16 protein-coding genes and 1 other annotated feature are annotated in these 21,655 nt (G+C 31.4%); of the genes, 1 reads left to right on the top strand and 15 read right to left on the bottom strand.

From position 1 onward, the window contains the following. Position 1: 1 nt before the first annotated feature. Positions 2 to 1,282: an aspartate--tRNA(Asn) ligase gene (aspS, locus tag BEE63_RS10960; protein WP_066021418.1), complete on the bottom strand. Its 1,281-nt coding sequence runs from the start codon at positions 1,280 to 1,282 to the stop codon at positions 2 to 4. 158 nt (positions 1,283 to 1,440) lie between these two features. Next, positions 1,441 to 1,649, bottom strand: a binding site (T-box leader). 137 nt (positions 1,650 to 1,786) lie between these two features. Between aspS and BEE63_RS10955 the strand changes: the two genes are divergently transcribed. Further along, positions 1,787 to 3,160, top strand: coding sequence for an Ig-like domain-containing protein (locus tag BEE63_RS10955; protein WP_066021417.1), 1,374 nt, complete (start codon positions 1,787 to 1,789; stop codon positions 3,158 to 3,160). 80 nt (positions 3,161 to 3,240) lie between these two features. Here the strand turns inward: BEE63_RS10955 and pckA are convergent, their stop codons facing one another. The 14 genes from pckA to citC all read right to left on the bottom strand — a co-directional run bounded on the left by pckA (position 3,241) and on the right by citC (position 21,174). Then, positions 3,241 to 4,833, bottom strand: a complete 1,593-nt coding sequence (gene pckA, locus BEE63_RS10950; RefSeq protein WP_066021416.1) for a phosphoenolpyruvate carboxykinase (ATP) — start codon at positions 4,831 to 4,833, stop codon at positions 3,241 to 3,243. A 19-nt stretch (positions 4,834 to 4,852) separates the two neighbouring features. Next, positions 4,853 to 5,365, bottom strand: a complete 513-nt coding sequence (citX, locus tag BEE63_RS10945) for a citrate lyase holo-[acyl-carrier protein] synthase (protein ID WP_242874785.1) — start codon at positions 5,363 to 5,365, stop codon at positions 4,853 to 4,855. Between the two features lie 87 nt (positions 5,366 to 5,452). Further along, positions 5,453 to 6,637 (bottom strand): NAD(P)-dependent malic enzyme, encoded by a 1,185-nt coding sequence (locus tag BEE63_RS10940; protein ID WP_066021414.1) that lies wholly within the window; start codon positions 6,635 to 6,637, stop codon positions 5,453 to 5,455. Positions 6,638 to 6,761: 124 nt separating this feature from the next. Next, on the bottom strand, positions 6,762 to 8,069 hold the full coding sequence (locus BEE63_RS10935) for an SLC13 family permease (RefSeq protein WP_175400843.1): 1,308 nt from the start codon (positions 8,067 to 8,069) through the stop codon (positions 6,762 to 6,764). A gap of 323 nt (positions 8,070 to 8,392) precedes the next feature. Next, positions 8,393 to 9,334, bottom strand: a complete 942-nt coding sequence (locus BEE63_RS10930; protein WP_066021413.1) for a LysR family transcriptional regulator — start codon at positions 9,332 to 9,334, stop codon at positions 8,393 to 8,395. A gap of 73 nt (positions 9,335 to 9,407) precedes the next feature. Continuing rightward, the gene (gene citG, locus BEE63_RS10925) at positions 9,408 to 10,280 is read right to left on the bottom strand and encodes a triphosphoribosyl-dephospho-CoA synthase CitG (RefSeq protein WP_066021412.1); all 873 of its coding nucleotides are present in this window, start codon (positions 10,278 to 10,280) and stop codon (positions 9,408 to 9,410) included. A 106-nt stretch (positions 10,281 to 10,386) separates the two neighbouring features. Next, positions 10,387 to 12,381, bottom strand: coding sequence for a methyl-accepting chemotaxis protein (locus BEE63_RS10920; protein WP_066021411.1), 1,995 nt, complete (start codon positions 12,379 to 12,381; stop codon positions 10,387 to 10,389). 257 nt (positions 12,382 to 12,638) lie between these two features. Continuing rightward, complete coding sequence (locus BEE63_RS10915) at positions 12,639 to 14,009, bottom strand: hypothetical protein (RefSeq protein WP_066021410.1); 1,371 nt, start codon at positions 14,007 to 14,009, stop codon at positions 12,639 to 12,641. A 103-nt stretch (positions 14,010 to 14,112) separates the two neighbouring features. After that, positions 14,113 to 15,225: a 2-methylaconitate cis-trans isomerase PrpF family protein gene (locus BEE63_RS10910; RefSeq protein ID WP_066021409.1), complete on the bottom strand. Its 1,113-nt coding sequence runs from the start codon at positions 15,223 to 15,225 to the stop codon at positions 14,113 to 14,115. A gap of 112 nt (positions 15,226 to 15,337) precedes the next feature. Beyond that, positions 15,338 to 17,275: an aconitate hydratase gene (locus tag BEE63_RS10905; protein ID WP_066021408.1), complete on the bottom strand. Its 1,938-nt coding sequence runs from the start codon at positions 17,273 to 17,275 to the stop codon at positions 15,338 to 15,340. Between the two features lie 84 nt (positions 17,276 to 17,359). Continuing rightward, the gene (citF, locus tag BEE63_RS10900) at positions 17,360 to 18,901 is read right to left on the bottom strand and encodes a citrate lyase subunit alpha (RefSeq protein ID WP_066021407.1); all 1,542 of its coding nucleotides are present in this window, start codon (positions 18,899 to 18,901) and stop codon (positions 17,360 to 17,362) included. Continuing rightward, positions 18,894 to 19,796 carry a citrate (pro-3S)-lyase subunit beta gene (gene citE / locus BEE63_RS10895; protein WP_066021406.1) on the bottom strand — a complete coding sequence of 301 codons (903 nt, stop codon included), beginning with the start codon at positions 19,794 to 19,796 and terminating at the stop codon, positions 18,894 to 18,896. The genes citF and citE overlap by 8 nt, the downstream gene beginning before the upstream one ends. Further along, on the bottom strand, positions 19,796 to 20,092 hold the full coding sequence (gene citD, locus BEE63_RS10890) for a citrate lyase acyl carrier protein (protein ID WP_066021405.1): 297 nt from the start codon (positions 20,090 to 20,092) through the stop codon (positions 19,796 to 19,798). Before citD ends, citE begins: the two co-directional genes overlap by 1 nt. Before the next feature lie 23 nt (positions 20,093 to 20,115). Next, complete coding sequence (gene citC / locus BEE63_RS10885) at positions 20,116 to 21,174, bottom strand: [citrate (pro-3S)-lyase] ligase (RefSeq protein WP_242874782.1); 1,059 nt, start codon at positions 21,172 to 21,174, stop codon at positions 20,116 to 20,118. Positions 21,175 to 21,655 lie beyond the last annotated feature (481 nt).

The raw sequence follows: 21,655 nt of genomic DNA, 5'->3' as shown, positions 1-21,655 counted from the left end.
GTTATGGTAATAATCTTCTTTTATCTCTTACGAAGAATGCAGCTTCTCTTATATTATCTAAATTTAGAAGTTTCATAGTAATTCTTTCAAGACCTATTGCAAGTCCCCCATGAGGCGGCATACCAAATTTAAATATATCTAGATAATTTTCAAAGCTTTCAGGATTAAGACCTTTATATATAATGTTATTTTTAAGCATCTCATAGTCGTTTATTCTCTGTCCACCTGTTGTGATTTCCATACCCCTAAAAATCAAATCAAAGCTGTGGGTTAATTTTTCGCTGCATGGCATTGTGTACATAGGTCTTTTTTCTCTAGAATAATGAGTTAAAAATACAAAATCAGACTTATATTTTTCTTTAACATATTTTCCTATAAGCTCCTCTCCTTCATGGTCTATATCCGTAGTAATATCATTCTTGTTATACTCCTTTTTTAATATTTTAATAGCTTTCGCAAGTGGCATAGTTAAAATTTCATCTTTAATTTCAGGTATATTAATCTTCAAAATTTCTATTTGTCTTTTACATTTTTTCTTTAGATTTTCAAATATATATTTCAATAATTGTGTTTCAAGTTTTATTAAATCCATCTCATCCTTAATAAATGCCATTTCTAAATCCATACTCACATATTCATTCAAATGACGTTTTGTATCGTGACTTTCAGCTCTATAAACATGACCTATTTCAAACACCCTTTCATATCCTGCTGCTACCATCATTTGCTTATAAAATTGAGGACTTTGCGCCAAATATGCTTTTTTATCAAAATACTTCACTTCAAATAATTCTGTGCCACCTTCTGCTCCTTCAGAAACTATTTTAGGTGTATATATCTCAGTAAAACCATTTTTGAGTAAAAACTCAGAAAATCCATGGGCTATTTCAGTTTCAATTTTAAATATTGAACTCACTTTTTCGTTCCTCATACTTAGTACTCTATTATCAAGCAAAGTTTCAATATTTAATTTCATATCGTCCTTGTTTATTTCTATAGGTATTTCTTCTTCCACTTTTGATAGAACATTTAATTTTTCCACCTCAATTTCACATTCTTCTTTAAAAGCTTTTGCTGTACCATAAATTTCAATTACACTTTCTATCTTAAGTCCCTTGATATTTACACTTTTAGTATCTATAACGCATTGAATAATACCGGTCCTGTCTCTCAGCAAAACAAATGCTATTTTCCCAAGCTTTCTTATTTTATGAACCCATCCTTGAAGTTTAATCTCCTTCCCTAAATTATCTCTGCTTTCACTTACCAAACATCTTTCCATAACTTTACCTCCTAAATTTTAAATATAAAAAAATCGCCCCTAAAAAGGGACGATTTTTAACGCGGTACCACCCTGGTTAATCAATTTGATAAACATATTCAAAAACACTACTAACGCCTTATTTTAAACAAATGTAAAAAATAAAAGCCTTCACTCGTATAAGGAGTGAAAGCTTTCCACGGTGCCATCCTTTTGAATCAACAAATTGATTCTCTCTATCATTTTAACGGTAGAAACCGTATTATCCTAATTAGTTCAGATAATATGCTCTGAGATGTCTTTCAATTTAAGGCTTTACTTGGGCTCACACCATTTCCCAATTCGCTTATAACCCCATCAAATTTACTTTTCTCTTCATTGCATTTATACTATAAAACTTTATTTAAATAAGATTATATTCCTAAAATTGTGCTGCGTCAATCAATTGTTTTTTTGAAATCGCTTGATATATATACATAATATGTATTAATATTAAATATATGTATTCAAATAGGAGGTATTATTATGAACAAAAGTACTTATTTTAAAAAACTTTCAATTTCCTTTTTACTTTTAGTCAGCATTATTTTATGCTGCTCTTTTAATGTACAAGCTAGTGAGGTCACCTGGAACTCTTCTAACTGGAACAACTTAGATTGCAGTATATACTGGTATGGCCTAGGAAATAAACCTTATAAATTTATACCTGGACAAGCTAATCAAGCTTTTGATCCTTCAAAACCAACAATATTATATATCCATGGTTGGCAGCCTGGCTATTACATCGTAAAACATAGAGAATCATTTTATATTTACGGCAAAGATACGGCAGATGATTGGATTAAAAAGGGATGGAATGTAGGTGTATTTTATTGGAATCAATTTTCAGATGAAGCAAGTGTTCTAGATGCAGAAGCTAAAATTTGGACAACAAATGGTCCTCAAAAAATGCGTTGGAGAAGAGCTAACGGTTCTTATGATACTTCAAATTCAATAAACATGACAGCCGCTCAACTTTTATATAATCAATATGTACAGGCAATGAAAAATTATACGGGTAACGAAATAAGAATTGCAGGACATTCTCTTGGGAGTCAGATGGCAATTTCACTCACAAAACAAATAAGTGATAATGTTGATAGTGGGAACATCTCTCATGAATTGCTTCCAAAACGCGTAGCCCTTTTAGATCCTTATTTTTCAAATCTCCCAAAATCATACTTAGGTTTTAAGTGGACAGGTGAAGTTGCACGAAGCTATGTTAGAACTTTAATAGATCAAAAAAATATTCCTTTTGAACTTTATACTTCATCAGATTTAACTAAAGGCATAGCTGGAGATGATAATATTCCTCTTCAGAAAATGTGTGCAACCTCATATATGAGACCTACATTTTATGATGATATACAGCAGATTGAAAGACACTATGCTGCAAAATACACATACTTTTCTTCTATGTCTTCAAATCCACCACTAGAATGCTACAATAATGCATTAACAGGAAATGTTGCCGCATCTGCAAGTACTTCAGATTTTAGAATAGCCCAGATGATGGGTATAACAGCTCATTGGGTTCAAACAGGTGGTAGAGATTCATGGGATACAAGTGATGACATTTATGAAAAGCAAGTAGACAGTACTGATTTTACACCAGCATCCGACTTAGCTATTAATTGTTCCAAGACTTCAATTAACCCAGGCGAGTATACTTCAGTTAAAGCTACTGTAACTCCTTGCAATGCTACAAATAAAATGGTTATATGGTCATCTTCCAATAGCAATGTTGCTAAAGTTTGCACGGATGGTACAGTTAAAGGAATAGCTCCAGGTAAAGCTACAGTTACAGCCGAAACCACAACTGGAATTATAAAAACAATTAATATTACAGTATTAAATTAATAAAAAATAAAAATCCAGTTATTTAAAAACTGGATTTTTATTTTAGAGATAGTTAGTTCTATTATGATTTATTTAAACATTTATACCATAGTTGAATTTTTAACTATGATATTATCTAATGGTCCTGCCTCAGCTATATCTTTAGAAATATTCCTAAATTTTTTAAAGTTATATTTAAACTTATCAGATAATTCTTTAGCTTTCTCATCATATTCCTCTTTGTCTTCCCACATATTTCTTGGATCAAGTATATTTTGTGGAACTCCTTCACAGCTCTCTGGGATAAGCACTTTAAACACTGGATGCTCATAAAATTCAACATTTTTAAATCCATCTGATATGATAGAATTAACCATTGCCCTAGTATATGTAAGATTAATTCTTTTTCCCTTATTATAATTTCCGCCTATCCATCCTGTATTAACTAAATATACTTCGGCATCATATTCATCGATTTTTTCTCCAAGAAGCTTAGCATAAACTACTGGATTTAAAAGCATAAAAGGTTCTCCAAAACAAGCTGAAAATGCAGCTTTAGGTTCTGTTATTCCTCTTTCTGTTCCAGCAACTTTGCTTGTATATCCAGACATAAAATAGTACATTGCCTGTTCTTTTGTAAGTTTACTTACTGGGGGCATTATTCCAAAAGCATCTGCTGTTAAAAATATTATCTTCTTAGGGCTGCTTCCAGTTCCATTTAAATCTACATTATCTACATGATTAAGTGGATATGCTGCTCTAGTATTTTCTGTAAATCTATTATCATTATAATTTGGAACTCTATTCTCATCTAAAACAACATTTTCTAAAACTGTTCCAAATTTTATTGCATCATATATTTCTCTTTCCTTATCCTTATCAAGTTTTATTACCTTTGCATAGCATCCACCTTCAAAATTAAATATTCCATCACTACACCAACCGTGCTCATCATCACCTATAAGTTTTCTTAAAGAATCAGTTGAAAGCGTAGTTTTTCCTGTTCCTGATAGTCCAAAGAATATTACAGTATCATCATTCTTCCCTTTATTAGCAGAACAGTGCATAGGAAGTACTCCTTTTTGTGGCAATAAAAAATTCATTACAGAAAACATAGATTTTTTTATCTCTCCAGAATAAGCAGTCCCTCCTATAAGAACTATTTTTTTAGAGAAATTTATCAAAACAAAAGCTTCCGAATTCAATCCATCTGCTGCTCCTTTAGCCTTAAATCCTGGTGCAGAAATAACATTAAATTCTGGGATATGATTTGAAGTATCATTTAATCTTACAAACATTTGATTTGCAAATAAAGCTTGATATGCACATTCACATACTACCCTTATTGGAAGAGCATATTTGGGGAGTGCACCCACGCGCCCATCAAAGACAAACAAATCCTTGTCCTTTAAATATTCAATTACATCCTTATAAATCTTATCAAATACTTTTTCTTCAATTGGCAGATTTACTTCTCCCCAATTTATTTTATCCTCTGTTATGCTATCTTTTACTATAAATCTATCCTTAGGTGATCTTCCTGTATACTTTCCTGTATTTACAACAAATGCACCTTTATTAGATAATGTTCCTTCTCCTCTTTTTACAGCAAGTTCTATAAGTTCAGCTGCTGGGATATTTCTATATAATTTTTTATAATTTTTTATATTCAAATAATCCATATTTATTTCCATAAAAATTATCCTCCTTTAATTAAAATGAATCTTCTATAATTTCATTTATTTTATTTAGTACATCTTCAACGGAATGTTTCCTACTTCTGCTGCACTCTGCCGCTATTCCATCGCACAATAGACATCTTCTTCTAGGAAGACCAACCTCAGTTCTACTTAACAATTTATAATTATTATCAAACACATCAAAATCAAATAAGCGTCCTAATTTACTTCTTTCTTCAATATCTGTAGTCATCTTTTTTATAGTTATAGGATCCTTTGCTACACAGAAAAATGCTTCATAGCCAGCATTGCTGCTATTTGTTTTTCCATACATAACTAATATGTTTTTTTTCAAAAACTCCTCTTCCAATTCTTCTATTCCTTTTTCATAGACCTTTTTAAAATTTTTACCCAGCTTATTTATTCCAGGAATATTTAATGTAAAAGATATTAGTGTACTCTTATATTCAGTTATAAGCTGTCTTTGCAGCTGTGCTCTTTTTTCTCTTCCCTCTAAAATTTCATAAAACATTTTTTCTGTATCCATGATTTTCTCCCTTATTTAATTTCTTTTTCACTTGGAGCATATATATAGTAAATAGGTTGTCTCTGTCTTGGATTTATTACATACTTATCATAAAACTCTTGATAATCCATTTTTTATTGCTACATCTTTAACCGCATTAGCAACAACGTCACTCACCCTATTATCAAAAGCATCTGGTATTATATATTCTTCGTTAAGTTTATCTTTACTTACAAGTTTAGCAATAGATTGAGCTGCCCTAAGTTTCATTTCATCAGTTATTTCTGAAACTCTTAGTTCTAAAGCTCCTTTAAATATTCCTGGAAACACCAACAAATTATTAATTTGATTAGGGAAATCCGATCTCCCTGTGGCAATTACCTTTGCGCCACCTTTTTTTGCTTCATCTGGCATTATTTCTGGAACAGGATTAGCTAAAGCAAAAATTATGCTGTCTTTATTCATTTTTTTAACCATATCTTTTGTCAAAACATTTCCCACAGAAAGCCCTATAAATACATCTTTGCCTTTTATTAAATCTTCAACTTTCCCATGTTCCATTTTTCTATTTGTCAGTTTTGCAATTTGTCTTTGTGGATCATTGAGCCATGCAGCATCTTCAGCAATAGCCCCTTTTATGTCATTTAAAACAATGTTCTTAACTCCCGCTTTAAGAAGCAATTTAGCTGTAGCAATTCCAGAAGCTCCTGCGCCATTTATCATCACATTTAATTCTTCAATTTTTTTATTAACTAATTTGGCTGCATTGTATATACCCGCTAATACCGCTACTGCTGTACCATGCTGATCATCATGATACACAGGAATATTTAAATCCTTTTTTAGCTTATCTTCTATATAAAAACATTCTGGAGCTTTTATATCTTCCAAATGTATTCCGCCAAATCCAGATGATATCATTTCTATAGTATTTACAATATCATCTTTATTACTGCTATTTATGCAAATTGGAAATGCATTTACATTACCAAATTTTTTAAGCAAAAGTGCCTTTGCTTCAATTACTGGAAGCCCTGCCGTTGCTCCTGTATCTCCTAATCCTAAAACTGCCGTTCCATTCGTAATAATGGCTATTGTTGTCCCTTTTATGGTGTAATCATAAGCTTTATTTACATCATTACATATTTCCTTGCATATTCCAGATACTCCGGGTGTATATATAGTAGCCAAATCCGACTTATTTTCTAATGATGCTTTAGCACTTATCTGAAGCATTCCCTTTAAATTCTTGTGTAATTCCAAAGATTTTTTAATTACATCTTCTTTTTCCATAATAGTCTCTCCTTTTTTTAGTTAAAATTCTATACCCTTAAGATCTTTTATTGTAATTATTATTTAAACTTTACACTATAATTTTTTGCTTTAAATCTTATATTATAGCGGAAATACCTACCATTTAGTGAAATATAAAAAAATAAATAATGCTTACCAACACCGAGGCCCCTATGCATAATGGTAAACCAACAAAGAGTTCTTTTTTCATCATATCATCACGTTCTTTTTCGGCTGTAAATCCAAGCACTATTGCACCACCTGCGGAGAATGGAGAAATACCAGCAGATAGTCCACCTACTGTAATGCATGTATATAACATAGTAGGATTTAAACCAGTCAAATGTGAAATAGAAGACACGACTGGGAAAAGTGCTGGTGCAACTATACCAATAAAGCTTCCAAAAGAAGTTATAACCGCCGCAACAATAGTTAATACAATTGGTACAAAGAATACCGGTATGTTTCCGCCTACCCAATGTGCAAGAATATTAACAGTTCCAGCTTTAATAGCAACTGCTACAAGCATTCCTACTCCTGAAATCATAACTAATGTATTCCATGGCACTTTTGTAAGAACCTCTTTTGAATCTGCAAGTTTCAAAAATGATGCTATAACTATAAAAATGGTTGAAATAAGACCCACATCCAAATTAGAATTAAGAAAGGCAATATTTGCATTCTTAGGAACTATAAAATGCAAAATTGGTGGCACAAGTAGTACTATCACAAATATTAAAATAAGATAAAGGTTTGTTTTCTGTTTTTGATTAAATTGTTCAGGCTTTTTCAGTTCAATACTAGCATTTTCTTGAAAACTCACTCTTTTTCTTTTATAATACAAAATTAATAAAGTTATTATCATAAAAGTCATTACTAAATATGTGAAAAAAATACTAATAGAGGTGGTGAATGCTTTACTATCTGAAAAGCCTTCTCCAATAATCAATTTTCTATAAATAACTCCATTAAGACTAATCATAAAATTTGAACCAACCTGTGCACCACAATCAGCACATAAAGCACCAACCAAAGGATGTATTTCTATTTTTTTACAAATTATAAGTGCTACAGGTGCCATTAGAACCATTACCGAATAATAGCCTGCTCCTAATGCAGCAATCAAAGCAGAAATAAAAAATATAGCAAGTGGAAGTAGTATTGGGAAAGTACGGCATCCATATAAAAGCTTTTGAGAAAGTACTTCTAAAGTTCCGTTTACTACTGCAAATGTGAAAAATAAAGAAACAGTTAAAATAACAAAGAAAATAGAGATTGGCCACATTGAAATAACCTCTGCTGGTTTAAGTTTTAAAAAAAAGCACCCAATTACATATGCAAATGGTATAGCCACCAACCCCGTATTAATTCTTAATTTAAAACCAATAAAAATAGAAAGTAATATTGCAATACATATAATTAAACTAAGCATAAGTATATCTCCTCTTCCTTTTTTCATTAATTGCTAATAATTAATGCTAAAAAATAAGAATCATTGAAATATTTTATGTATTTATTCGCCTTCTTCCTTTTTAACTAATCTTCTATGATTCATATACATATAACAGCCTTATATTCAAAACAAATCAATTATGAAATCGATTTATTTACATTATATAAGTCCACTTTTGCTAAGTAAATAATTGATTTTCTATAGGCTTTATAACTTTTTTCTATATTAAATTGCAACAAATATCTTATTTATTGTATATACCATTATTGGGGCTTAATTGTATATAACAGTGTTCTACAAGCTTAACTGGTTGAAGCAAATCTATTACTTACCATTTCTATAAATAATTTTGCAGCCTTCGAGACATATGCATTTTTTTCAACGGCAATGCACAAAGACCAATAAGGTGTGTATTTTTCATCAATATAATAGTAATCTGGTTTACAATCTACCGTATTGTATATCTGTAAATATTGCTCAGGAACAAATGTTGCTCCAATTCCATGAAAGGCCATCCTTCTTGCAGTTTCATAGCTGTTGGTGGTTTGTACAATTGCTGGATTGATATTGGCTTTTCTCATGATCAACTCAGTAACTTGCCTAATCCTATGTCCATGAGATATCATTATAAATGGTTCATTTTTAAATAAGGTAAAATCTATTTTAGGATACTTATAGCCTTTATATTTTTTTGCATATTTACCTAATGGATGATTCCCTTTTGTTGTTAACAAAAAGAAATCTTTATGTAGAATAAAAAAATCTATATTCACATCATTATAAATTTCATGTGAAGGAGGCACATGCATAATAGCAAAATCTATATCTCCAGATGACAAAGTTTCTTCTAACTCATGCGTATCTTTCTCAACAATAAATACTTCTATATTGGGACATCTCTGCTTAAATTCAGAAAGAATAACTGGAATTATAAATGTTGCAAGATGAGGCGTAATTCCTATTGTAACTCTGCCTTTTTTTAAATCATTTATATCGCTGACTTTATTTTCAAAATCATTACATATTTTTAAAATCATGCAAGCATTTTTATAATATTCTTCTCCAGCAAATGTAAGTATTAATCCATTACTTGTCCTTCTAAACAACTTAACCCCTAATTTACATTCTACATTTTGTACACATTTACTAAGAGACGGTTGTGTCATAAATAGTTTCTCAGCTGCTTTTGAGATTTTCTTCTCTTCAGCAATTGTTTTAATATATATTAATTCACGTTCTGTCATAAAAATTCCACCTCCACTACCCTAACACAAACACTTATTGGGATATTTACTTATATATCTATTAGTAAATATCTTAATAATCAAATAAGTTCCATGTATTTTTTACCAAAGTCATAAAAACAGTTACTCCAAGAATATCAGCACTTCCACCAGGACTAATATTCTTTTCTATAAATTCATCACTAAGCCTGTCAATCATTTCTCTTCCATTATCAGATCTCATACCACCAGCTTGAATTACATTTTTTGCTTTTCCTTGAACTTCCCTTAAAACATCAATGGAATGTCTGTGAATTATATTAGTATCTTCACATACCTGCATTATTCCTATAAGCGTATGTACAAGTCTACTATTTATATTTAAATCACTGCATTCATCAAAAAAATCCAATGAAAATTCAAATATAATTGGCATTCCAGCTTCAACTTCACCCTTAACTCCTTTTATTTTATAATCTAAATATATCTTTTCACCATAAGTCATTTTTTTATTAGGATTAATATTTTCAAGTTCATTTTTTACTATTCCCGACGTCATCTCAATTATTGTCTGTTTTACCTCTTTAAATGTTTTATTATCATTTATGACTTTTCCAACTGCCGCACATGCTATTCCCATTAAAAATATCATTCCCTTATGCGTATTAACACCATTCGTTTTAAGAAACATATCTTTTTCAGCTTCAATTCCAATTTTCCTTATATTTTTAAACAATTGCTTGCACGAAACATCTTTAAAACCTTCTCTAACAAATTTAGCAAAATAGCTGCTTAATGCACATGTACTATCAATAAAAGTATAAAAATTCATATCTTTATGAGCACCATTAGATATTGGCGACACTAATCCTGGTGACGGAAAGCATGAAACTTCATATAACATTGCTTGTATTGCTAAACTCCCAACTTTACAGGCTATTTTTTCTATATATTCACCGTTCTTCATCTTTATCACTCCACTTATAATTTCAATTCAAAATTAAATCTGCTACCAAAGCAATGCTACTATTTTAACTTTTAATTAACGTATCAAATTTTTCACTCTTTTTCTTTTAAATTTTAAACTTATTCATTTCTTCTATCATTTGATTAGTCATATTGTTAAGCTCTTGTGCTGAAGAAGCTACTTCTTTTGTTGAAGCGTTCATTTCCTCTGATGATGCTGAAATTTCTTCTGCTGATGCTGAAGATTCCATTGAAATTGAAGATAACTCATCTATTTTAGTCAAAATAACTTTCTTATCATTTTCTATATTTTCAGCAGAACTTTTAACTGTTTCAATCTTAGGAAGTACTTGCCCTACTGCTTGTACTATTTTCCTAAAGGATGCTATTGAATTACCTACAATTTTAGCTTGACTCATCATTTCACCACTCATCATGTCAGATTCTTGAACTATAGTATCAGCATTCTTAGATATCATATTAATTAATTTGTTAATGTTTTCTGATGAATCTTTTGATTGTTCTGCTAGCTTTCCTATTTCCTCTGCAACTACTAAAAATCCCTTTCCTGCTTCTCCCGCTCTAGTTGCTTCAATACTAGCATTTAACGCCAATAAATTTGTTTGTTCTGCAATACTATTTATTAAACTTGTAATTTCATTTATTTCATTTATATCTTTTACAAGAGTTGCAATTTTACTACAGAATTCTTTAAATGAACTACCTACATTTGTTACTGATTGATCTAATTCATTCATTTCTTTACTGCTATCATTTGCCATTAAACTTATTTCTCTAGAATTTGAATCTACAATCTGTATTTCTTTAACTATTCCAGATAATTTCCCACTAAATTTATTAAGAATGTCTGTTATGTGTATTAGATCTTCTGATTGATTACTTGCTCCTTCTGCAACTTGAGATATTGCTTCTGTGACATTGCTCGACACATTTTCTATTTCTTCTGAAATGGACGCTAAATTTTCTGATTGCATATTAATATTTAAAGAATTTTCTTTTATTTTTTTAATTAAGTTTCCTAATGACTTCTGCATTATTTTCATTGAATTAGTCATATCTCCAACTTCATCTCTTGATTTCAAATACTTAGTAGAAATTTCTCCACATAAATCGCCTTCTGATATTAATTTCAAATGTTTAGAAGTTGATTTTATTCCTTTAGCTATGCTATTAGCAATTATAAAAATCATACCAATTCCTATTAGTATAAATACTATGGATGATACAATAACAGAAACTCTTAAACTACCTAGCTCTGATAACATCTCATTTTTTTCTACCTCAACTCCTACAGACCAGTCAGTTCCTTTTACTGGAGCATAGCCTACATATTTATTTATGTTGCCATCTTTATATTCATCCATTCCTATCTGCCTAGCGACCATTTTATTTTCAATACTTGCTAAAGGCTTCAATTCTACATTCTTTTTTGATTCTTCAATTACATTTTTCATTTTTAGTACTGAATTCCTGTCCTTATTAGCAACTGTAACTCCATCTTTATTTATCATAAATCCAGTTGCTGTTCGACCAAACTTAACCTGATCAATTAGATCGCTTAATTTATTACCATCTCGTGCTTCAATCAGTACTCCCACAATTTTATTATTGAATTTAATAGGAACCGCATATAAAACAACCGTAGTTCTATCAATTATGCTAACTGTTGGATCTGATACGTTGCTTTTACCTAATAATGCTTCTTTAAAATAGCTTTTATTTTTAGAAATAGCACTTTTCCCCTCTGTATTATGTGAATTCCCATCCTTATCTACAATGGCCATTCTAACACTACCAATTCTTTTGGATTCCTGTAAAAGAATTGGTAGCTTTTTTTGCCAAGGAATGTTGGGATCTTTTACATCATCTCTCGCAGCAATTGTCTCTAAAGTACTTAATTCGCCACCTATTCTTCCTTGAATATTGCTTGCAGTTTGCTCTGCAATTTTAGGTAAAGTCTTTTTTAAATTAGACTTTAATGCATTTGATGAAGTTATAAACGAAACTATGCCCAATCCTATACATATAGTTCCTACTAATAACGTAAAACATGTCATTAATTTTGCTTTTATACTTTTCATAAAACCTCTCCTTAATAAAAATTAATACTTAAAAATAATTAACTTTTGTTTGTACGAAATTTAGTTAATTGAATAAAACCGCAGCATATTTTAGTGGCCATCATTTTTATGAATAATTTCACCATCGCATTTGCAGAGCCATAATATCATCCTCTTGTATTAATTTAATTGCTGCATACAATTCCAAACTGTACAGGAAACAGTTCATTCTAGTGCAGTAACACCACTTTATATATAAATTAAGTTAATTCACAGTACTACATTAAAAACGTTTTATATAGTATTGTTATAAATAGCACTTTAAATATCAAGGCAAACGGATAAGTTGCACCATATCCAGTAGCTACCTCATCACTACCTGTTGCATCAACAGCGGCCCCTAATCCAGGTGTTGAAGTCATTCCTCCACATATAGATCCTGCTAATATAATCCAATTTAATTTAAATACATATCTACCAACTAAGAATCCCATTAAAATAGCTACACAGACTACTACTAATCCCATACCTGCTAACTTGGCTCCCGATCCCGCAAATATGGTGATAACATTATATCCATAACTTAAACCAACTGTTGCTAAGAAACATACTAATCCAAACTGTCTTATTGCTCCTAATATTTTTCCATTCATTCTGAAGCTAATCATACCTATTTTACCTACGTTACTAAATACAAGAGCACTTATTAATACACCTCCAGGTGTGCCTAATGAAAACTGTCCTAACTTTCCCAAACCAATATTTATTGATCCTAAAAAATATCCGACGAAACACACTAAGGCAAATGCCGCAAGATCAAAACTCACTTCTTTATCATTTTCTTTTTCACTATCAGCAGCAACTTCACTCATGGCTGATGAAAATTCTTCTTTTTCTTTTTCTATATCTATTCTAAAAATTTTAGGAAGAATAGCCATAGACAGTATAATTGTTACTACACCAAATGGAAATGCTGCTGTAAACCCTGAGCTTACATATGCTTGTAAAGTTTTAATAATTGATGATTTTTGTTCATCCGTTAACTTAGTAGTATTTTTTGGTGTTAATTTCCCTGATTTGTCAATTATCTTTAATGCATTTTTCTTTTGTTCAGTAGATAAAGAAGTATAAGTTGATGCTATTTGATTTCCATGTCCTTTAGCAGCATCAAGTGAAGCCGCTAAACCTGGTGAACTCGTAAGAGCACCAGAATATATACCAGATATCTCATGAGAGTTAAAATTTTTATTGGTTTTTAAAAATATACAAGTTAGTGTAGCTCCTGTAAATGTAATTACTAAACCTACTATAATAAGTTTAGCTCCATACCTTTTTAATACACCCCTTATATCTTTTCCAGCTAAAAGACCAACTGCGCAAATAAATAACATGAGAAATAAATTAAAAAGGTCTTGAGATATAAGTCCCTTACTTATAGCTTGTTGTGCCGTTTTGTACACAGGAGAACTACTGTTAATATTCCTTGCATATGTTAATACTGACCAACTTAAAGCAATACCCGAAAATAATGCTCCAGAAAGTCCAAAACGAAAATTACCAATTCTTATTTTTCCAAATAAAATTCCTAAAAATACTGCAGCAAATAGTAACACAAATGGATTCATTATAAAATTACCCAAGTTAAACATTTTTAACACCCCTTTATATATAGTGTAATTTTTTGCCAATTATATTGTTGTATCTAAGCGGCAAACGATTACATGGACTCTTCCTAAGTAGTAATAAATATTACTACTTAACCGTATCCCTTGTATAAACATAACCTTCTATTATTCTACGTGCTGTCCTAACAACCCTTACGCATTCAATTTTTCCTTCCTTCATTTCAGCTGCCGTTTCCATAACGCCACCTGGATGTCCTATTCTTACCTTTCCATTATTGATTTTTGTTATTTTATTAACTAAAGTTCCGTCAATGCTTGCTGCTGTTGTTATACATACTGCACCCGTTATCGCTAATGCTTTATGAGGTTTTTGCATTGACATCATTCTGACAACTAAATCTGTATTATCTTTACTTACTTCTTTTCCACTTAAATCTACATATTTATTAGGTCTTGATATTATTGTAGCTTTTGGTACTGCTGGAGATTTCTTTGTTGCCTCATCTCTGCTTGCAAATCCGCATAATTCTGCTGCTATAGAACGTATTTCTTCTATTAATTTCAAATTATTTTCTGTAAGCTGATCCGGTAACTCAGTACCCTTTAAACCAATATCGTCAGCATTTATAAATACTAATGGATTTGCAGCATCAACAATAGAAATATTTATTTTTCCTACAGAAGTTTCTATGGAATCAATTACATTTCCTGTAGGTAATAATTTTCCTGTGACTGCGCCCTCAGAATTATAAAATGAAAGATAAACTGGTGATCCTGGATTAGGTACTCCTGGTATATACGTATTACCTTCTTCTTTTGCTTGCTCATTTTCAATTTCTACTTCTGATGCTATCAATTTATTTGTGTTTGTATTTAATATTTTAACCTTTGCTTTATTTCCATCAGCCTTTATAATACCTTCATTAATTGCAAATGGTGCAACAGCTGAAGAAATATTCCCACAATTGCCCTTAAAGTCAACCATTCTGTCAGTTAAACTAACTTGTGCAAATGTATATTCTACATCGTAATCTTCCTTATCTGATTTTTTTATAATTGCCACTTTACTCGTCAATGAATTTGCTCCACCTAATCCATCAATTTGCTTAGCATCTGGGCTTCCCATAACTTCTAAAAGAAAATCGCTCCATTTATTTTTATCTTTTGGCATGTCCTCATATTTAAAAAATGCACCTTTACTTGTTCCGCCTCGCATAAGAGTACATCTAGTTTTATTCATTATAACTCCTCCTTAAGCGCTAAACTGTCAATACTTTTCATTTTACACTGTATACAGGCGTATTGTATACCTGTATACAGTATTTTAACTAACTATAAATATATAACTGCATTTATATCATCTTTTTAACATAATTTAATTGACCACCGCTTATCATTACTTCTTTTTGTCTATCTGAAAAAGTAACAAAAGCTTTTATTTCAAATCCTTGAGTTTTATCCATTACAATAAACTCACCCTTATTAACTTGATCTATAACATTTTCAATAACCAACACATCACCTTGATTTATTTTGTCATAATCAGCCTTATCTTTAAATCTCAATGGCAAAATTCCATAATTAATTAAATTATCATGATGTATTCTTGCAAAAGATTTTGCTAAAATTGCTTTAACTCCTAAATACATAGGTGCAAGTGCAGCATGTTCTCTACTTGATCCTTGTCCATAATTTTCTGCCGCTACAACAATTCCACCATCATTTTCTTTTGCTCTTTTAGAAAATGTAGGATCTATTCCATTAAAGACATATTGTGAGATAGCTGGAACATTCGATCTTAATGGAAGAATTTTAGCACCTGCTGGCATTATATCATCAGTTGTAATGTCATCTCCTACTTTTATAAGTACTGATGTATTTATTTCTTCCTCTAAATCTTTTCTTAATGGAAGTGGTTTAATGTTTGGACCTCTTCTAACAACAACATCATCTGTTTTATCTTTTGGTGCAATGATCATCCTATCATCAATAATTCTTTGTTTTGTATCTCTTATTTTACTTATAGCTTCTAAATCTATGTCACCATAATCTCTTGGATCAGTAATTACACCAGTTATAGCACTAACAGCTGCAACTTCTGGACTTGCTAAATAAACTTTTGCATCCTTTGTACCACTTCTTCCAATAAAGTTCCTATTATTTGTTCTTAAAGAAACTCCTCCTGATTGAGGTGCTTGTCCTACACCAACACATGGACCACAAGCACTTTCCAAGATTCTAGCTCCAGCAGAAATTAACTTTTGAAGTATTCCATCTCTAGCTATCATTTCAAAAACTTGTTTTGATCCTGGTGCTATGCAAAGACTTACATTTGGATTTACGCATTTTCCATCTAAAATAGCCGCTACCTTAGCTAAATCAGAATAAGATGAATTAGTGCAACTTCCTATAAATACTTGACTTACCTTAACATCACTAACATCTCTTACTTTAACTACCTTATCTGGCATATGTGGTTTAGCAACCAATGGTTCTATTTCATCAAGATTTATTTCTATTATTTCATCATATTCAGCATCTGAATCAGCTTTAAGTTCTATCCAATCGGCTTCTCTTTTTTGATCTTTCATAAATTCATAAGTAACTTTATCACTTGGGAATACAGATGTAGTGACTCCCAGCTCTGCTCCCATATTAGTTATAGTGCATCTTTCAGGTACGCTTAAAGTTTCTACTCCTGAACCACTATATTCTATTACTTTTCCTACTCCATTTTTAACAGTCATTCTTCTTAAAAGCTCTAATATTATATCCTTTGCTGCAACTCCTGGTCTTAATTTTCCTGTTAACTTAACATTTATAACTTTAGGCATAACTAAAGGAAATGGTTGTCCAGCCATAGCCATAGCTACACTCATTCCACCAGCACCTATTGCTATCATACCTAAAGCACTAGAAGTAGGAGTATGGCTATCTGAACCTAGTAGAGTTTTTCCTGGTTTTGCAAATCTTTCTGAATGCACTTGATGGCATATTCCATTTCCTGGTTTTGAACAGTATATTCCATGTTTTGCCGCAATAGTCTGTAAAAATGCATGATCATCTGCATTTTCAAATCCTGCCTGTAATGTATTATGATCAATATAACTTACTGAAAGTTCAGTTTTTACTTTTGGTATTTCTAATGCTTCAAAGGATAAATATGCCATTGTACCTGTAGCATCTTGTGTCAATGTTTGATCAATTTTAATTGATATCTCTTCTCCAGCAATCATTTTTCCTTCTACTAAATGTGATTTTAAAATCTTTCTAGTTATATTTTCTCCCACTATTATTCACCTAACCTTTCTAAGATTAAAATACTTGCCTTACAGATTGTATACCTGTATACAATCTGTAAGCTAATTTATATACTATTTTACTTCCTTTATAACATCGATAATAGTGCCATCTCTATATTCAACTACACCAACAATCTTGTTCCCATATTCAATAGCCTTAGGCTTTCCTGTAATTTCTTCTGCCTTTTCTCTTAACTCTTCTATGGTACATACCGGAAGCTTTGCCTTCTTAAATTTTTCAAGTAAATCTTTTCTAAGCGGATTTACTGCTATCCCTCTGTCTGTAACTACTACATCTATTGTTTCTCCTGGAGTTATTACAGTATTTACTTTCTTCACAACAGTAGGTATCCTACCTCTGATAAGTGGGCAAACTATCATCGCAAATTTTGCTCCTGCCGCAGTATCACAGTGTCCACCTGATGCTCCTCTAATTACTCCATCTGAACCTGTAATTACATTGACATTGAAATCTGTATCTACTTCCAAAGCACTTAATATAACTATATCTAGCTTATTAGAAATACATCCATTATTATGTGGATTTGCATATAGAGATGAACTTATTTCATAATGATCTGGATTTTCTCCTATAGATTTTGCTGCTATTAAATCAAAGCTCTGAACGTCACAGATTTTTGAAATAAGACCTTCTTTTTGCATTTCTACAAATTGACCTGTAATTCCACCTAATGCAAAACTAGCTTTAATATTTTTTTCTATCATCTTTTCCTTTAAAAATCTTGCTACTGCAAGAGATGCTCCACCAGAACCACTCTGAATTGAAAATCCTGGAACAAAGTATCCTGAAGCTTCAATTGCATCTGCTGCATACTGTGCAATCAAAAGTTCTCTTGGATTTTTTGTATATCTTGTTGCCCCAGATGCTATTCCCTTAGGATCTCCAATTGCATCTACCTTAACTACATAATCTACATTATTTTGTTCTATACTTGCGGGTACATTTGGATATGGTACCAAATTGTCTGTAATAAGTACTACTTTGTCTGCATACTCTGCATCTATTTTGGCATATCCTAGTGAACCACAAATGGATTTTCCTGTATATCCATTAGCATTTCCATAGTCATCACAACTAGGCACACCTAAAAATGCTACATCTATTTTTAAATCTCCCGCTTCTATAGCTCTTGCTCTTCCACCATGGGAACGTATTATAATAGGTGTATCTAAAATTCCATTTGATATAGCTTCTGCAAGTGGTCCTCTAACACCACTGGTTATAATTTTAGTAACGACACCATTTTTTATGTGTTCAATTACTGGTTCATGGACACTACTTAAAGAACTTGATGCTAAAGTTAAGTTCTTTATTCCCATTTCAGCTATAACATCCAACACCATATTTAATACATAATCTCCAGCTCTAAAGTGGTGATGAAATGATATTGTCATACCATCCTTTAGCCCCGTCTTTATTACAGCTTCTTTTATACTCTCAAGCATTTTACTCTCTCCAGGTTTTATACTGGATATTTTTCTTGCAAATTTCTTCTTTGTTGGTTTAAAATCAAACGGCCCTCCATAAGGTACTAGCTTTCCAATTCCCTCGATATACTCTGGTATTTCTCTTCCTATTTTATTCTTAGTCAATGTCCTCTCCTCCTTCACTTACACATATGCCTGAAGCTTCTGCTAACATCAAAGCTCTCTGTGCACGTTCTATAATAGGCTTATCTACCATTTTTCCGTTTAGGGAAACTACTCCAGATCCTTTTTCTGCAGCGTCTTTTGCGGCTCTTATAACACGAATGGATTTATCTATTTCTTTTTGTGAAGGTGTATATATCTTATGGACAGGAGCAATTTGCCTTGGGTTTATTACGGACTTTCCGTCAAATCCCAACTGTTTTATAAGTTTTACTTCATTTATAAATCCTTCTTCATTATTTACATCAGAAAATACTGTGTCAAAAGCATATATTCCTGCTGCTCTAGCCGCTAATAATACATGGCTTCTTCCTGCAAGAAGCTCTATTCCATCTAAAGAACGAGTTGTCTTTAAATTTGTAACATAATCTTCTGCCCCTATTGCTATTCCCATAAGTCTCTCACTTGCTGTAGCTATCTCATAGGCATTCATAACTCCTATAGCACTTTCAACAGCTGCCATAATTTTTGTCTTTCCAACAGGTATTCCTGATTGTTTTTCAATTCTTTCTATTTCTTTTTCTACATCTATAACATCTTGTGCACATTCTGTCTTCGGAAGCCTTATAACATCAGGTTGTGCCCTTACTATTGCCTCTAAATCTTCCATACCAAAAGGTGTATCAAGACCATTTATTCTTACTACTGTTTCTGTGCCTTCGTAATCTATAGATTTTAATGCATTGTATACTAAAAATCTAGCTGTATCCTTTTCATTTAGAGCTACTGAATCCTCTAAATCAAACATTAAAGAGTCTGCTCCATATATATGCGCATCCTTAACCATTCCTGGATTGTTTCCTGGTACATACATCATTGTTCTTCTTAACTTGTACATTACTTTTCCACCTCCCAGTTGAATTTTGTTTCTCCTGCTGCCCTCATAACTGCAGCTTGTACCCTTGCTTTTATGACACAATCTAAAGCTCCTTTATCATTAGCACCTACAATAGCACTTTTTACATCTAATTTCTTTAAAGTGTCCATTATAACTTTTTTTATTTGATCCCCAAATTGCTTCTCCACAGAACTTTTTAATTTTATAACCACCTCATTCTTTGGATTAGGCTGTACTGATATCGTAATATCACTGGACTCAAATGTTCCTGCCATCGCAGCTTTTTTTATTTCCATAAGTAGACCTCCTATATTAAATTTTATTTATTTTGAATTTTATTAATTATTGGTAATGCCTCTTTTGAGCACAAAAATCTGTAAGTAGTATCTGGTACTAAATCCTTTACATATAAAAGTTTCTTCTCTTTTATCAACTTTCTTACTTTTGATGCACTAATCACTTCTTCATTTATACTAAGCCTTGAAATTTCCATAATTTCTATACCACGAGTCGGAAGAATTTCTTTCATCACATTATTGTAGGTTCTAGTAACATCACAAAAGGGCTCTTCTCCTACATATCTTCTAGTAATACCTAAAGCAGGTATTATGTATTTGATAAAGATTTGTACATCCAGTAAAGACTGTATCCTAGCTACCTCATTCTGCTTTTTTATAAAATAAGATGGAAAAGTTGCACTTGAAATTACATAATCTTCACCTTTATGAAATACTACATTGTTTAAATGCTGCACTCCCTTTCTCGCTAGCTTGTATCTTACATCAGATGGGAAAACCGATTTGTTCTCCCATACTATAAATACATGAACTACATCGCTTTCTCTAGAAGCCTTTTCAATCAAATACTTATGACCCAAGGTAAAAGGATTGCAGTTCATGACAAGAGCTGAAACTACTCTCCCCTCTACCTTCTTCCTTTTTAACTTTTCTACAAATTTATATATACCTAAAGGGTCATTTTCCAGCAGAAGAACCTTGTCCGTAACCTGGGCCACTTTATAAAATCCCATATCACTAAACATTTTATAATTCTTAGGCTTTGTATAAATAAAAATATGACTGTTCCCACGTCTATACTCTTCTGATACCAATTGGGATATTATTTTGTTTGAAATCCCCATACCCCTGTATCTGCCATCTACAGCTATACATTTTAAAATTCTACCTTCAAAAGAACCAGTACCAATTATTTTATCTTCTTCATATATTGCAATTGTATATTCCACATTTTTATCGAATCGCAATCCCTGTTTTAAAAGAAATTGTTCTACTTCTTGCAATCTTTTTAAATCTCTGCTATCTATTATTTCTTCTTGTAAACTAAGGTATTCCGCTGCAATCACCTCCTTTGTAAACAATATTATTTATGATATAAAGTACTATGCTGATTATCATAATATATTGTTATATCTAATTCTTTTTTTAATTTGTCTTCAATATAGAACATTTATATAACTTTTTTACTTGCAATTGTATACCTTTTCTCCGTATACAGGTATACATGTATACCTGTATACAATGGTAAATAAAACCCAAACACAAATTGCTTTATGTCATATTTTTATAATAATACATATTAAAAAGTTTTGCAACCGTTTTTTTTAAATCATTTAAATATTTATAAAATTAAAAAATTAAAAATAGCTTATGCTAACCACATATCAACAATTTTCAGCAAGTTAAAACTTTTAATAAGTTTTAACCTCAGTATTTTTCAAACAATTTTGTTATTATGTTTTAATTATAAGTTGTTTTTAGTTAGAACCTATATTTAGTGAAAATATAAATAAGAATCATCTTTAAACTACTTATTTGCAGTTTAAAGATGACTCTTATACT

Origin of the sequence: Clostridium pasteurianum (assembly GCF_001705235.1) — a bacterium.
GTDB classification, from domain to species: domain Bacteria; phylum Bacillota; class Clostridia; order Clostridiales; family Clostridiaceae; genus Clostridium_S; species Clostridium_S pasteurianum_A.
The sequence above is the reverse complement of the archived record's forward strand: the minus strand, read 5'-3'. Positions and strand labels throughout refer to the sequence as shown.